Here is a 15,157-nt window from a genome sequence, read left to right as displayed (position 1 = left end):
ATCAAACCGTAACATTGTCCTTTTGATCGTTATCGGCATAAATTATCAGATCTTTAGTATTATTAATCCACCGAAATATCGTAGGTTTTACTAATTACTTGTTGATCTTCAATAGAAACTGCACCTTGCCATCGACGGTGTGTAATTGATACAGCTAATACATATCTATCTGGATCCAAATCTCTTAAAGGTATTGAGCTGGGGTAATCACTTTCATATTCTTGTGACCATACCTTTTGATACTTTCCCTCAAGAAAGTCGAATAGTGAAATGTTTAGCACAGGAAGTGGACAGTGCTTATTCAGAAGACCTGTTTTCTCCACTTTCCAGTTATCCTTGGATTGCCATCTAACGATTTGCTTAGCTTGCGGCTCCGACATAACGGCCCATGTAACCCAAGGTTCCTCATTTATCGGCTTTATCTTTAAAAGATATAACCCGCTAGCTAAACGAGCATTCAAGCTATACCGTTTTTGAAATATGTTTTGCTTAGAGGATTCAGAGCTAAGTTTGTCAAAGGATGACTCATTGGACACACTTTGTTCGCCCCAGCGATCTAATTCAATCGATTCTATTTCTTTATTTCCTAATACGTCTATGATCACACTTGAATTATTTCTACCTGGAGATTGGATCATCTGACGTCTTATAACCACTTCATCAATCCAATCAGGAAGCCCTTCAACGTTCAAGGAGCGACCACAATCTCTCTCTATAGACTTAAGAAATAGTTGATCTAAGTGATTAGCGACGTATTTCGACGGATTTTGTTGCCATACTTCAACTATTGCTGAGAATGTTCCCTCTAAATCATCTTCTAGAAGTTTTTGGTGTGCACTTGTTAGCGAGGTTTGCTGCTCAAACCACTGATTCGTCGAGTGAGCAGTAATCGGTAAAATGCAAATTAACCCCGTAAGTAAATGGCGGAACATTAGCTTTTCATCTTATATCCGACACCACGCAACGTTTCAATGTCGATGCCTGGTAGTTTTTGTCTAAGTTGCAACACATGTGTATCGACAGTTCGAGTCGTAGGAAAGTGGTTGTATCCCCAAACGTGATCAAGCAGCTCGTCTCTGGTAAATACACGTCCTAAATTGGTTGCCAAAAATAACAGAAGATCAAACTCGGTACGAGTTAGGGTAACGTTTTCTTCTTTATAGATGACATCACGGGTGTTTTTATCGATGACCAAATGCTCGGTTGTAACACGAGATTCATCCAATTCTTCTCCATCTGGTGCTCTCATCTGTGCACGGATGCGAGCAAACAGTTCAGCTTCCGCAAAAGGCTTTGTCAGATAATCATTTGCACCGGCATCAAGCCCGTTAACTTTGTCCTTTACGGAAACTAAAGCCGTTAGCAAGATCACAGGAACTTGTTTGATTTTCTTCCATTCTGGCAAATGAGTTACGGAATCACCATCTGGTAACTGCCTGTCTAAAATGACGAGATCAGCTTTGTCCCATAACGGGCTTACTTCAGAAATTGTTTCCGCGTGATGGCATTCATAACCTGCTTGCTCTAGGCTCACAAGCAATCCATCCGCTAAGTTTTTATCATCTTCAACCAGAAGCAGTGTCTGTTTCACAGGGTATCTCCAATATAAATGTTGTTGGCGGGCCTTGAAGAGACATTTTGCCTCCCATTCGTTCAACCATTGACTCCACAATTGTCAAACCTAGCCCCAGTCCACTTTTACTCACAAAAGGCTTTCGAAGCGTCTTCCAATCTCTCTTAGTTAAATTACCTTGGTCGGTAACCTTAAAAATCACACAATTCTTTTTTGTTTTAACACTTAAACCAACCGGCGCCACACCATATTTGACGGCATTGTTCACTAAATTGTCTAAGCATGTGCCTAACCAGTAGATGTTCACCTTTATAGCGCTATCTTTATCTAGCTCGATATGTATTGGTTGTTCCAATTCCTCAAATCTGTACTCTAGCCATTCCTTCACAGAGGGAAGCCATTCACTAGAAAGTTGTTGATTATCCGATTGCAAATAGTCCTTACTTGCCTCAGCCAATTGGCGTAATCGCCTAGAGTCTTCGCATAATCGTCGAAATTCGTCGTATACCGTTTCAGGAAGGTTCTCGAATTCTCTTCTAAAACCTTCAACGGTTAGTGACAGGCTGGCTATCGGCGTTCGCAATTCGTGGGTCAGAATCTGTAAAACTAACATCCTACTTTGCATCTCTTTGCGCTTGCTATTCCAGCGAGTAACAGCCCAACCAAGAATCAAAACAACATTGAATATCGCCAGCCCTATCATGATATGCAAAAGCAAATCAGAATGGTTTTCTACTTCCCAGCATATATTTCCGCTTTTAACGAAACAGCTAGCTTTGCCATTGTATAGCGTTGCCTTTATTTCTTGTTGTTTCAGTAATGTTTCCCACAAATCTTGGGGGAATATTAAATATTGGTCACCTTGTCGCAGCCAAAGTTCACTATCATGCATTAACATTTCAGAACCTGAGAGCAATGCCTTCATAGTGATGTAATCCATGCGCTGCAACTTGCCTAACAAACTGGATGTACTAGATTCAGGTCTCTCTTCGATGTGCATGTAGTCTTCTAATTGCTCATACATATCGGGATGGGTTACGGCGTAACGTGCTGCATACGTACCACCACCCGGGTGAATTAAGCCAGATCGCGCAAACCATTTAATGGGGAGCTTGGTCCCTTTACAAATAGCACGTGTAAAAACAAGAGGCTCTGTAATTAGCGGGCTTAAAGGAAGCTTGCCTTTACAGGTTTCAGATAAGCTGTAAAGCCGCTGTATATCTTTTAAAGGATAATTCGCCGTCTGAGGTAGCATCGATTCAGGCGTTAGAAGCTTGTTGGGGAAATCGGACTGAATAATACGCATGTCATAGGAATCAACTGCCTTAGAGGTATCAAATTGACTTTTAAATTCCTCAATTCTCTCTGGCAAGCTTTGTGCGTAAACGGCGGATGTAAAAACGCAGCCTAAAGTCAAATATACGATATTTCTTAGCAAAGCTGTTTCGTTCTCTATGGCATTTATCGGTGAGTTCGCAATATAACACTAATAAGAATGTGATTATAACAGCAGCTCTACGTTATTAACCAATTGCTGACATTCGCGATGATTATATTGGAAGAGTTTACACTGCTCATACATAGTGACATTGTCACATAAGGCAAAAGTAAAAAAGGGAAGCTAATGCTTCCCTTCTATCATTAAGCGTTTTTAAAGCGTTGAGCTTGAATTACAAATGGGCAGATATTTGTACACAAGACTCTTTCGCATCCCCAAAGAGCATTTGAGTATTCTCTTTAAAGAATAGTGGGTTTTGTACACCAGCATAACCCGTATTCATCGAACGTTTGAACACGATAACGTTTTGGGAATTCCAGACTTCAAGTACTGGCATTCCAGCAATTGGGCTATTTGGATCCTCCTGTGCGGCAGGGTTTACCGTGTCGTTCGCACCAATAACCAAAACAGTGTCGGTTTCTGGGAAATCGTCGTTAATCTCATCCATTTCAAGAACAATGTCATATGGCACTTTAGCTTCTGCTAACAATACGTTCATATGCCCTGGTAATCGACCCGCTACGGGGTGTATGCCAAATCTAACTTCGACGCCATGAGCTCGCAATTTTTCAGTAATTTCATGTACCGGGTATTGAGCTTGCGCCACTGCCATTCCATATCCTGGAGTGATAATAACTGACTTAGAGTTTTTCAGCATTTCAGCGACTTCTTCAGCCGATGTTTCAGTATGCTCTCCATGATCTTCATCACCGCTAGACACCGAAACTTCCTGACCAAATCCACCCGCAATAACACTAATAAAAGAGCGATTCATAGCCTTACACATGATGTATGAAAGGATAGCGCCTGAAGAGCCAACAAGTGCACCGGTTACAATTAGAAGATCGTTTGCTAGCATGAAACCTGCTGCGGCTGCCGCCCAACCAGAGTATGAGTTGAGCATGGAAACAACAACCGGCATATCTGCGCCACCAATCGATGCCACGAGATGATAGCCAAATACAAAAGCAATGAGCGTCATCAAAATGAGTGCGAACATGCTTCCATCAGCTTCAACAAAATGCACCAATAGATAGGCTGATACAACTAACGCAGCTAAGTTCAATTTGTGCTTATGAGGTAAATTCAATGCGGACGAATTTATAACTCCCCTTAGCTTACCAAATGCAACGACCGACCCCGTAAATGTAACCGCACCTATGAAGACGCCTAAAAACACTTCAACCATGTGGATGACGTGTTTAGCATGTGCATCAACATCTGTTACCGCGATAGCCGGTGGATCGATGTAGCTATTGTAGCCAACTAAAACAGCGGCCATACCAACAAAGCTATGCAAAATGGCAACGAGTTCAGGCATTTCGGTCATTTCGACCTTTTTAGCGTAATGAATACCAATACCGCCACCAATAACCATTGCAAGAATGATCCACACTACGCCAGATGTATCGGGTCCAAAAATGGTTGCGATAAGGGCAATTGCCATACCAGCGATGCCGTAATAGTTACCTGCTCGCGCAGATTCTTGCTTAGATAGTCCCGCTAAACTCATGATAAAGAGTATTGCGGCGACAATGTATGCGGCTTGTACTAATCCTGCAGACATGTGATTACTCTCCTTTAGTCTTTACGGAACATTTCAAGCATACGTTTGGTGACGGTAAAACCACCAAATATATTAATGCTTGCAATTAGAACGGCGATAAAAGACAAGAAGGTAACGACCCCACTCCCTTGCCCTATTTGCAATAAAGCTCCCACAACGATAATTCCAGAGATGGCGTTGGTAACAGACATCAGCGGAGTATGAAGTGAATGCGAGACGTTCCAAACGACGTAATAGCCGACAACACAAGCCAAAACGAATACCGTAAAGTGTGCAAGGAACGAAGCTGGAGCGACAGAGGCAACCCAAGCAAACGCACCTACCCCTATAGCCAGCGCCGCTACCTTTTTGAGAGGTGAAGCTGGTTCTTCTTCTTTTGTAGCTTCAACGGGTTGAGCTTTGGGTTTTACTTCTGGTTGAGCGGATACTTGTATTGGAGGAGCTGGCCAAGTGATTTCACCCTCTTTGACTACTGTAACCCCTCTTAAGACGACATCTTCGAAATTGATGTCGATGTTACCGTCTTTCTCTTTGCATAGCAGTTTTAGAAGGTTGACAAGGTTAGTTCCGTAAAGCTGTGAGGATTGAGTTGGGAGTCGACCGACCATATCGGTATAACCCACAATTTTTACGCCATTCGGGGTGGTGATCACTTCGTCGGCTACCGTGTACTCGCAGTTACCGCCGTTTGCTGCAGCTAGATCGACGATGACACTGCCCGCTTTCATACTATCGACCATTGCCTTTGTAATTAGTTTAGGTGCTGGTCGACCAGGAATAAGAGCTGTCGTAATAATAATGTCGACGTCTTTAGCTTGAGCAGCGTACAGCTCTTCTGCCTTTTTATTAAATTCATCGGACATTTCTTTAGCATAGCCATCACCAGACCCTGAGTTTTCTTGAAAATCTACTTCTAAAAACTCAGCCCCCATAGATTGAACTTGCTCTTTTACTTCTGGGCGAACATCAAATGCGCGTACAATCGCACCTAAGCTACCTGCGGCACCAATGGCTGCAAGACCAGCTACACCTGCTCCAGCGACAAGGACTTTTGCAGGAGGTACTTTACCAGCAGCTGTAATTTGACCGGTGAAAAAGCGCCCGAATTCATGCGCGGCTTCTACCACTGCCCGATATCCTGCGATATTTGCCATAGAACTTAATGCGTCAAGGGCTTGCGCTCTCGAAATTCTTGGTACGGCATCCATCGCCATCACGTTGATGTTTTTGCTGGATAACTTGTCCATGAGAGCTTCATTTTGTGCAGGCCAAATAAAGCTGATAAGGCTCGCACCTTCTTTAATCAAATCAAATTCATCAACGCCAGATTCAGGATCGACCTGAGGAGCATTTACTTTTAGAATCAGGTCGCTTTTCCAAACGTTATCTCGAGAGACAACAGTCGCGCCAGCCGATTCAAAAGCTGCATCATCAAAACTTGCCAGAACCCCTGCTTGGCTCTCAACCGAGACATCAAATCCCAGCTTTAATAACTGCTCTACCGTTTTCGGCGTTGCAGCCACTCGCCTTTCACCTGCGAGTGTTTCTTTAGGCACACCAATTTGCATAGTTATTCCCTACTAAATGCACAATTAATAATCAGTTTTTATCTAACGATGAGATTAACTTCAACTAAAACGTATTGAAAACACTAAGTTTCATTAGATATAACGTTAAAGAATGAAGGAGCCTCATCTTTATCTTAAAAAATTATCGCAATTAAATTCAGTTATGTTTTCAACTTTCAAAAAGTTTTTAATTTTTCAAAACAAATGAAAGAGCCATTAAGCATACTGCTTAATGGCTCTCAAAAAGGTGACTAAAATCAATTCGATGTGCTGCAAAAAAACTATTTAGTTGAAAATATTATCGCCCATTTGGTCAATAAACATCTGCGCCTTTTTTAGCATGAACTCATTTGCGTCGGATTCAGTTGCTAAAACGTCAGATCGAATAAATGTATGCGTTTTGGTCTCGCCTGATTCAAAGGTTTTAGTTATTCGCCCAGCTATTCGATACTGACCGCCTTCAGGTTTTGGTTCTTGGTAAATCAGATAACCATTGTACTCAATAGGTTCTGCTTCTTGTACGACGGTTTCTTTTGAACCACCAAATAAACGAGAAAAGAGTCCCACAAATTACTCCTTATTCTTCTTTCTTTTTTAGTATAGGTACTTCGTACCACTCTAATTCATCGTCATCATGTCGTCTAGGTTTGGTAAAAATAACAGGAATGCTATCTTCAGTTCGTTTCCGGCGATCATCTTTTATCATGCTTTCGGCCGCTATAAGCGCATCATCAACCTGTTTTCTCAAGACAACAAGACGCTCTTCAGGCAATGCGGACAAAAAATCTATATCATGTCGAATATAAATTGGACGTAATTGGTTTAATGCAATACAAGCCAAATCGGCAAGTTGCTCACTATCATAACTTTCTGAATAGTCAGGTTCTCCTAGACGGTTTCCTACTAATGTCTCCATATAGTTGTGCACATCGACGCTTATTTTCATTTATGTACTTCCCTATGTTTCAATCATGACGTCTATTCCGATATAAACGCTTAATCAGTAACAAAGCCAATGGACTTGTCTCTGCTTCAGCGACCTATTCGTTTTGTATCATAAAAACTAGCCTAAATGCGCAGTAGTACGCTATTTTTCATAATAAGTTTAGCAAAACGCTTGGAAATTATGTGAATAAAAGTATCCTATTCCTTTATGCTGATCCGGCTATATGTAGCTGCTGTTGACGGATTTTTTGTACTCAAATGACTTTACCTGCGATAAACGCAAACCTGGTCCGATTCCTATTTCCTTTATTCCTGGTAACAGGCATTCTCCATGGTATCGATCAACTTACCCCTCTTATCAGTCAAAACCAAGGTGCCATTGGTTTTCTTCCTTATCTATTATTTTCTATCGCGCTGATCTTATGCCACAGCTTTAATCAAGGTCGAATGGGCATGATAGCGGTATCCATGATGCTGGCATATTTGGTGATACAAGAAAGATTGCAGGTCCCACTAAATTTTGGAACGACCAAACTCGAATTCTCAATCTTGGCATTTTTAATGCCTGTCTCATGTATGACCGTTTACCTTTTCCCAAACAAACGTTTTTTTTCAAAGACGGGTGTAGCGTATTTACTTCTGCTTAGTTTGTTCATGGGTTGGGCATACCTTACCGTTGAGCACTTTTCACAAAATGGAATGGATCATTTATGGGAAGGCATTTTATTTTCGATTCCCCAAGTATCTAAACTTCCATTTTTAGCGGTTTTGTACAGTGTGATTTTTGTTGGCGTCTCTGCAATTATGGTACTTACACGTCGAGAAGCTCTTGATTATGCAGTATATAACTGTCTATTGTTGTCTACCGTCACGTTCGGATTCTTTCAACTGTCGTATATTTCGGCTGTGTTTTTCTCTCTTGCTGGTATTTTGCTGATATACAACATCATGTCTACTAGTCACTCACTGGCTTTTATCGATCAGCTAACCGAGATCCCAAGCCGAAGAGCATTGGAAAACGAGATGGGTCATTTGGGTCGAAATTACTCGATAGCTATGCTAGATGTTGATCACTTCAAGAAGTTCAATGATACCCATGGGCACGATACGGGGGATGATGTACTTCGCTTGGTCGCAAAGACGCTTAAAAGTGTTGAAGGGAAGGCCAAAGTTTATCGTTATGGTGGTGAAGAATTCACGGTGTTATTTAAAGGAAAAACCGCAGATGAATCTTTTCCTTTTCTTGACGAATTAAGAGAAAACGTTGCTAGCTATGACATGGTTGTGCGAAATCGATCTGATCGCCCTAAAGATGATAAATTGGGCACAAAAAAGCGAGGCTCTAATAATACAGAGAAAACCGTGAATGTGACGATAAGCATCGGTGTAGCGGATAGTTCAGATATCAAACACCCTAAAAAGGTACTTAAAGCAGCTGATGAGGCATTATATAAAGCAAAGAAAAGTGGGCGAAATTGCGTCGTTACTAGCTGAGTCTTTTGATATCTCTCTTTTTAAACACATATCCTCTCATTGTTGTCCTGAAAATGGTCTAAGATCACACCTTTATGTTGTTCATCGATAATTCGCTAGCCTACGCTTTTAGTTTACGGTAACTTCGATTTTGCAGGAAACAATCTGCATCAATTTGTATATATAAAGAGTTTAATTATGAGTCAAAAAGTCAATGGCACGGTAAAGTGGTTTAACCAAGATAAAGGTTTCGGATTTATCACTCCTGAAACAGGTGGTAAAGACGTATTTGTTCATTTTTCTGCAATTCAAGGGACGGGGCGCCGTAACTTAGAAGACGGTCAGAAAGTATCGTTTGTTGTTACAGACGGACAAAAAGGACCACAAGCCGAAGACGTCAACGCCATCTGATTCTTAGCTTGCTGCTAGATAGAACAGCCACCTCATTCAGGTGGCTTTTTCATACCCATAATTTGCACGAGTATTTGTGTTAAAAGCCTTGTGGTAAGATTTTAATGTAACCACATTTACCTAGGCTTAAATATGCATACTTGGAAAGGCGCTAAACTATCTCACCCTTTTATAAACTTACCGCAGCACCTTTTTACTGAGGTAACGCCAACATCGCTAGAGAATGTGCGTTGGGTGGATTGGAATACGCCGCTAGCATTGCATTTAGGATTCCCAAAAAAACCAGACGAAGAAATGTTGTCCATTCTTTCAGGCTCAACATCACTGACGACATACCCTTCGATTGCCATGAAATATGTCGGTCACCAATTTGGGTCTTACAACCCTGATTTAGGTGATGGGCGCGGTTTGCTCCTGTGTCAGGTTCACGCAGACGAGTCTCAATATGATATTCATATAAAAGGTGCAGGCTTAACGCCCTATTCTCGCCAAGGTGATGGAAGAGCAGTCTTGCGTTCCAGTATCCGTGAATACCTAATGTCCGAGGCCATGCATAGCCTAAAGATACCGACTAGCAGAGCGCTTGGTTTAATCGTGAGTGATACACCCGTTTACCGTGAGCAAGTGGAACAAGGTGCCGTATGCATCCGTATTGCAAAAACACACATAAGATTTGGTCACTTTGAATACTTATATTATACCAACCAACATGACGATCTTAGATTGTTTGCTGATTATGTTATCGACCAATATTTTCCATTGGCTCGATCGTCAGGCTCCCCTTACCTTTCGTTTTTCAAAGAGGTTGTCTCGCGCACAGCATCTATGATCGCCCATTGGCAGTCCATTGGTTTTGCTCATGGGGTGATGAATACCGATAACATGTCCATTCTAGGCGAAACGTTTGATTACGGTCCTTTCGGGATGATGGAAAAATTCGATCCATCCTTTATTTGCAATCACTCAGATTACCAAGGTCGATACGCGTTTGATAATCAACCATCTATCGGTCTATGGAATTTAACCGCATTGGCACAGTCACTATCGCCACTAGTAGAAAAAAAAGAATTAGAGAGTGCGCTTGATGATTATTATTCACACCTGACTAAAGAATATAGCCTGCATATGAGAGCAAAATTGGGTCTCGTTGAATCTGAAGCCGGAGATACCGAATTGTTCAATGAGTTGTTCGCGTTAATGAAATCGCAAGAAGCGGATTATACCAATACTTTTCGTGCACTTTCTAATATTGATAAAGTAGGATCTGAAGATTTTTTGGCGCAATTTGCTGAAACTTCACCAGCAATAGCTTGGTTTGATAACTATGAGAAAAGGCTAGAAAAAGAATCAAGCGAAGTAGGACTACGTTGTCTAACAATGCGTGCAACCAATCCAAAATACATCCTAAGAAATTATATGGCTCAACATGCAATTGATATGGCGAATCAAGGCGACTATTCGGAGGTGAAGCGTTTAAAACTTTTACTTGAAGCCCCTTTTTCAGATGGATCTGGGCTGGAAAAAGACACTCATCCAGCTCCTGATTGGGCTCAAGGCTTAGCTCTTAGCTGTTCTTCATGATTTTCAGGAGCAGTGAACAATTTACGATTTAGTGATTGATACGAAGAATCAGTTCGTGACGTATCTATCACGACCTTCCGCTTTCGCCTTATAGAGCAAAACGTCAGCGGCACCATAAACATCTTCAGCGCTTTCGCGACCAGTTGGAATGAATGAGTACACACCTTGTGACAGTGTCACAATATCATTAGTTGAAGACTTGGAATGTGGAATGCCTAACGAATGAATAGACTTTTGTACACGAATAGCCTGTTTTAGCGCGTCTTCGGCATTTGCGTTGCTGACAATAACAACAAACTCCTCACCACCATATCGACCGACCAACTCTCCAGAGCGAGCAAAACATTGGTCTAATGTGGATGCTATTTGTTGCAAACAGGCATCCCCTTCTATATGACCGTAATGATCGTTATAGGCTTTAAAGTGATCAACATCTAGAAGTATGACTGTTAACGGTAGCTGGTGTCTACCGTGCCAAGATACCATGTCTCTCAATTCTTTATCGACATACCGCCTATTGTAAACTTGTGTAAGACCATCCTCATTTGCTTGCTGTTGAAGATGGATGTTCACTTGTTCTAATTGAGATGAAACCAGTTTTAGCTCTCTACGCATTTGGGCAATACGCTGCATGGCATTCATCTTTGCACCAAGTACAACCTTATTTACAGGCTTTACCAAATAGTCGTCACCACCAGTTTCAATTGCTTTCGCAATGGTTTCAGGCTCTTCGTGACTACTTAGAAATATAATGGGAACCCAGTCATCATCACGTGCTCGAATCTCTTTAGCGACTTCAAATCCATCCATATCAGGCATATTGATATCAAGTAAAACTAATTCCGGATCAAATGACGAATAGACATCAAGTGCTCGCTCTCCACTCTCAACAACCTCAACAACATGGCCAAGCTGCTTAAGGCGAATCGCAAGTTGCATGCGCTCAAATTGCAGGTCATCGACAAGTAAAACCCTCATTGACGTATTCGGAGATTTCATAGACTCAAGCTGTTATTATTCTGACGGTATGAAATTAATATAGCATGCTGAACGTCGTGTACCCTATATATTGTCAGTAATTTGTTGACTTTTATCGCGATATTCCTAGCATGTGCTTTTTGAACATTGGAAGAAAATTTATGTCAAACGAAAACGAAACCCCACAACAAAAAGTCGACCTTACGACCGTATCAGCTGAATTGCGCCAAGTTATTGAGTTTGACAATGTTCCTGAAGAAATGCACTTGATGGTAACGTCGATTCACGAAGTTTCTGAAGAGGCAGTTAGAGAATCATGGGATGTGTTACCAGCAAGTGCTCAGAATGTGTTAGACAACTTTGAGCAATTCCATGCATTAGTTTCTGTGAGCCAAGCATTTGCTGGCTTAAATGTAATGGAAGAATTCCCTACCATAAAACTTCCCGAAGATATGTCAGAGCAAGATAAAGAAGAGTACCGAGCTTCTTTATTAGACCAAGTTTTACACAATTGTGTGAAGGACATGGTGAAACAACTGAAAAAGGCGAGAAGAGATGCCATCCTGAAACGTGATTTCAATCAGGTATTTCTAAAGTAACCAAGGAAACTTTCATTAAAAGGTCGCTTTTTGCGATCTTTTGTCTATTTTGAGCTGTATAAAGAACGCGTCTTGATTGTGAGATTGGAAATACAATTCTCATTTGGAGTTTTGCTTTCCTGAAAATGGATTCTCATAATGATGCTGATTATAACAATCTACTCAAATAATCGCATTGTATATTATAAAAAGGAATTATCTATGAAAAAGCAGTTAGTTGTACTTACACTACTTTCTTCACTTCCATTTACTGCCAGCTCTCAAGTTTACCTTGGTGGTAAAGTGGGTGCTTCATCTTTGTCAAACTCTTGTGCAGTGTCTACTGGATGTGATGACGACGGTTCGGGCTACGGTGTATATCTTGGATATCAGCTACTGGATAACGTCGCATTAGAGCTAGGATATGATGATTACGGTCAATTTAAGTCAAACTACCTTAATGGCGGTACTCTAACGAATTTAGAAGGTTCAATGACCGCTATTACATTTGCGCCTAAGTTCAATATTCCTTTAAGTGAAGATGTTGATTTCTTCAGTAAACTTGGTGCTGGTTACTCCACTTACGACGAAGCTAAAGATGACCTAAACCTTTTGGCAGGACTTGGCTTTGAAGGTAAAATCACCGAAGCACTTCGTGCTCGGATTGAATACCAATTGATGACAGAAATTAATGCGGGACCAGCTGACGACAGCACAGCAAGCATGTTCACGTTAGGCCTTAATTATCATTTCGGTGCCAAAGCAAAACCAGCACCTGTAGCGAAAGCGGAACCACGCCCAGTCGCTGAGCCAGCTCCAGCACCAGCGCCTGTCGTTGAAGAAAAGAAACCAGAGCCACCTAAAAAGCAGACTATCACGTTCCAATCACAACAAGACGTAAGCTTGTTTGAAACTGGAAGCAGTAAGTTAAGTGCCGCTGGTACACGTCGTTTTGAAACTGTAGCGACTCTTCTTACCACCTACCCTCAATCAAAAGTTGACGTTGTTGGTCACACCGACAGCCGTGGTAGTGCTAAATTCAACCAGAAACTGTCTGAAGAACGCGCTCAAGCAGTAGCTGATTACTTCGTTGCAAAAGGTGTAGATTCTAGCCGTATTACTGTTAAAGGTGATGGCGAGTCTAATCCAATCGCTTCTAATGACACTGCAGCAGGACGCGAGCAAAACCGCCGTGTTGAAGTAACAATTGAAGAGTTTACTGTAGAAGAGTAAAAGTAACTTCTAAATAAAAATGGCTTCCAAGAATGGAAGCCATTTTTTTTACTACTATTGTAGGTAATTCATTGCAATGTCACTGGTGCAAACATGAAACTTCGAATTACTTCACGTATCCAATTGAGGCACAAAATAGCTTTTCCAGTTATCACGGTTGCGCTTATTTTTACTGCCATCATTCTGTTGAGTACTTATCAACTACGCGAGCAAAATCGAGTTGATAGAGAATCACTTTCTCAACTTTCTCCGGCTATTAGCGCGTTAAACTCCTTATCTAAATCGATGATTTCTCTAAGAAGTCTGTCCGAAAAGTTAGCTTTCGATTTCGACAGCGATAATAAACGCGCACAATACTCAGAAAGTTTTAAAAGGTTACAATCCGAAATCACCAGCGATGTTTCAATTATCACAGCGTCGCCAGTACCAGAGAAATCTGCTGTACAAGAGTTAGAACAAAGCATTACTCATTACATAGCAAGCCAAGAGAAAATGTATGCAAATGCTTCGCCTTCTACCTACTTTTTCGAAAACAAGCCAGATTTTAGCGAATTAGAGCAAACAACATGGCAATCTATCTGGTTATTGAATGCCAGTTTACTCAAGCATCAATCGGCAATATCGGATAATCGAGAGTCCCTAACTAGGCAAGCAACGCTTATTCTTGAGATCGGTGGAGCAGTAGCTATTTTAATCGCACTTTCACTTGCCTTTATGGTGAGTCGCTGGGTAAGTTCCGCCATCGTTAAATTAACAGAATCATTAAAGCAAATTGCATCAGGTGAAGCCGATTTAACTTATCGTATGCCACTAGAAAGCCAAGATGAACTAGGTCAACTCGCAAAGGCATTTAATAGCTTTATTACCTCTCTTCAAGAAACGATCACAGAGATTATTCTCGCTTCTAATTCGGTAAGAGCAGAGATGGAAAATATTCGTAGTTTAACTCAAGGAATCGTTATTCATGTGTCGGAACAACAATCTCAAAGCGATCAAGTTGACAGCGCGGCACAGAGCCTTGATTCGCTTAATTCCGACATGTCGACGAATATATCCACAACAGAATCCGCCAATACTACCAGTGTAGAGAACTTACACTCTGCAACCGATTTTTTAAACAAAACAAGTCTCTCAATACAAAAGCTAGGTGAAGAGAATGTATTGGCTTGTCGGGTACTTGGAACACTGGATAGCAGTGTAAGTGGGATCGTATCGATACTGGACGTGATTGTTGAAATTGCAGAACAAACCAATTTGCTGGCGTTAAACGCAGCAATTGAAGCTGCTCGCGCCGGTGAGCAAGGGAGAGGATTCGCAGTCGTCGCAGACGAAGTTCGTACCCTCGCAACAAAAACTCAAAACAGCACCGATCAGATAAAAGGATTAGTTGAAGCCTTACAAAACAGTGCCAATGAAGCTAATTCAGCAATTCAAGTGAGCCAAGAAACGGGGGCGATAACGTTAAAACAAGCTGACGAAACCAGTACAACGCTTAAATTGATTTCTAGTAGCATCCATAAAGCATCAGAATCCAATACGTTATTTACTCGCACAGCCCAAAAACAGCTCGAGATTTCTAACGACATTCATCGAAATATGCAAAGTATTATAGAAAGCAGCTACCAAATGGTTGAAATGATAAGTAGTGCTGAGAATGCTTGCGAAACTCTGGCCGTGCAGTGCGAGAACATGGACAACTTAGTCGCGAAATTTGACGTGTAACGAAACACGATATTACTCGAGACAGGAAAA

General features: G+C 41.4%; 14 protein-coding genes. 6 read left to right on the top strand and 8 right to left on the bottom strand.

The window, feature by feature from the left end; all coding sequences use genetic code 11:
- Positions 1 to 62: 62 nt before the first annotated feature.
- The 7 genes from CW749_RS24390 to CW749_RS24360 all read right to left on the bottom strand — a co-directional run bounded on the left by CW749_RS24390 (position 63) and on the right by CW749_RS24360 (position 7,152).
- Positions 63 to 932, bottom strand: coding sequence for a DUF2861 family protein (locus CW749_RS24390; protein ID WP_101115063.1), 870 nt, complete (start codon positions 930 to 932; stop codon positions 63 to 65).
- Positions 932 to 1,591, bottom strand: coding sequence for a response regulator transcription factor VxrB (gene vxrB / locus CW749_RS24385; protein ID WP_101115062.1), 660 nt, complete (start codon positions 1,589 to 1,591; stop codon positions 932 to 934). Before vxrB ends, CW749_RS24390 begins: the two co-directional genes overlap by 1 nt.
- Positions 1,566 to 3,011, bottom strand: a complete 1,446-nt coding sequence (gene vxrA, locus CW749_RS24380) for a sensor histidine kinase VxrA (protein ID WP_224055914.1) — start codon at positions 3,009 to 3,011, stop codon at positions 1,566 to 1,568. Before vxrA ends, vxrB begins: the two co-directional genes overlap by 26 nt.
- A 232-nt stretch (positions 3,012 to 3,243) precedes the next feature.
- Positions 3,244 to 4,638 (bottom strand): Re/Si-specific NAD(P)(+) transhydrogenase subunit beta, encoded by a 1,395-nt coding sequence (gene pntB, locus CW749_RS24375; protein ID WP_101115061.1) that lies wholly within the window; start codon positions 4,636 to 4,638, stop codon positions 3,244 to 3,246.
- A gap of 14 nt (positions 4,639 to 4,652) precedes the next feature.
- Complete coding sequence (locus CW749_RS24370) at positions 4,653 to 6,206, bottom strand: Re/Si-specific NAD(P)(+) transhydrogenase subunit alpha (RefSeq protein ID WP_101115060.1); 1,554 nt, start codon at positions 6,204 to 6,206, stop codon at positions 4,653 to 4,655.
- A 285-nt stretch (positions 6,207 to 6,491) separates the two neighbouring features.
- Positions 6,492 to 6,773, bottom strand: coding sequence for an HlyU family transcriptional regulator (locus CW749_RS24365; protein ID WP_101115059.1), 282 nt, complete (start codon positions 6,771 to 6,773; stop codon positions 6,492 to 6,494).
- Positions 6,774 to 6,783: 10 nt separating this feature from the next.
- Positions 6,784 to 7,152 (bottom strand): late competence development ComFB family protein, encoded by a 369-nt coding sequence (locus tag CW749_RS24360; RefSeq protein ID WP_101115058.1) that lies wholly within the window; start codon positions 7,150 to 7,152, stop codon positions 6,784 to 6,786.
- Positions 7,153 to 7,409: 257 nt separating this feature from the next.
- Here CW749_RS24360 and CW749_RS24355 point away from each other — a divergent pair, with 257 nt between their 5' ends.
- The 3 genes from CW749_RS24355 to CW749_RS24345 all read left to right on the top strand — a co-directional run bounded on the left by CW749_RS24355 (position 7,410) and on the right by CW749_RS24345 (position 10,616).
- A complete protein-coding gene (locus CW749_RS24355; protein WP_101115057.1) occupies positions 7,410 to 8,645 on the top strand; it encodes a GGDEF domain-containing protein in 1,236 nt (411 codons plus the stop codon).
- A 177-nt stretch (positions 8,646 to 8,822) separates the two neighbouring features.
- Complete coding sequence (locus CW749_RS24350) at positions 8,823 to 9,035, top strand: cold-shock protein (RefSeq protein ID WP_101115056.1); 213 nt, start codon at positions 8,823 to 8,825, stop codon at positions 9,033 to 9,035.
- Positions 9,036 to 9,167: 132 nt separating this feature from the next.
- A complete protein-coding gene (locus tag CW749_RS24345; protein ID WP_101115055.1) occupies positions 9,168 to 10,616 on the top strand; it encodes a YdiU family protein in 1,449 nt (482 codons plus the stop codon).
- A 48-nt stretch (positions 10,617 to 10,664) separates the two neighbouring features.
- On the opposite strand, the gene CW749_RS24340 is transcribed toward CW749_RS24345, so the two are convergent.
- The gene (locus CW749_RS24340; RefSeq protein ID WP_101115054.1) at positions 10,665 to 11,615 is read right to left on the bottom strand and encodes a diguanylate cyclase; all 951 of its coding nucleotides are present in this window, start codon (positions 11,613 to 11,615) and stop codon (positions 10,665 to 10,667) included.
- 140 nt (positions 11,616 to 11,755) lie between these two features.
- Between CW749_RS24340 and CW749_RS24335 the strand changes: the two genes are divergently transcribed.
- The 3 genes from CW749_RS24335 (at position 11,756) to CW749_RS28290 (ending at position 15,127) form a co-directional block, all read left to right on the top strand.
- Entirely contained in the window at positions 11,756 to 12,193 is a 438-nt protein-coding gene (locus CW749_RS24335) for a DUF3069 domain-containing protein (protein WP_101115053.1), read from the top strand.
- Positions 12,194 to 12,394: 201 nt separating this feature from the next.
- Entirely contained in the window at positions 12,395 to 13,405 is a 1,011-nt protein-coding gene (locus CW749_RS24330) for an OmpA family protein (RefSeq protein WP_180958485.1), read from the top strand.
- A gap of 93 nt (positions 13,406 to 13,498) precedes the next feature.
- Positions 13,499 to 15,127, top strand: a complete 1,629-nt coding sequence (locus tag CW749_RS28290) for a methyl-accepting chemotaxis protein (RefSeq protein WP_101115051.1) — start codon at positions 13,499 to 13,501, stop codon at positions 15,125 to 15,127.
- Positions 15,128 to 15,157: the final 30 nt, after the last annotated feature.

It is taken from the genome of Vibrio sp. vnigr-6D03, assembly GCF_002835515.1.
In the GTDB taxonomy this organism is placed as follows: domain Bacteria; phylum Pseudomonadota; class Gammaproteobacteria; order Enterobacterales; family Vibrionaceae; genus Vibrio; species Vibrio penaeicida.
The sequence above is the reverse complement of the archived record's forward strand: the minus strand, read 5'-3'. Positions and strand labels throughout refer to the sequence as shown.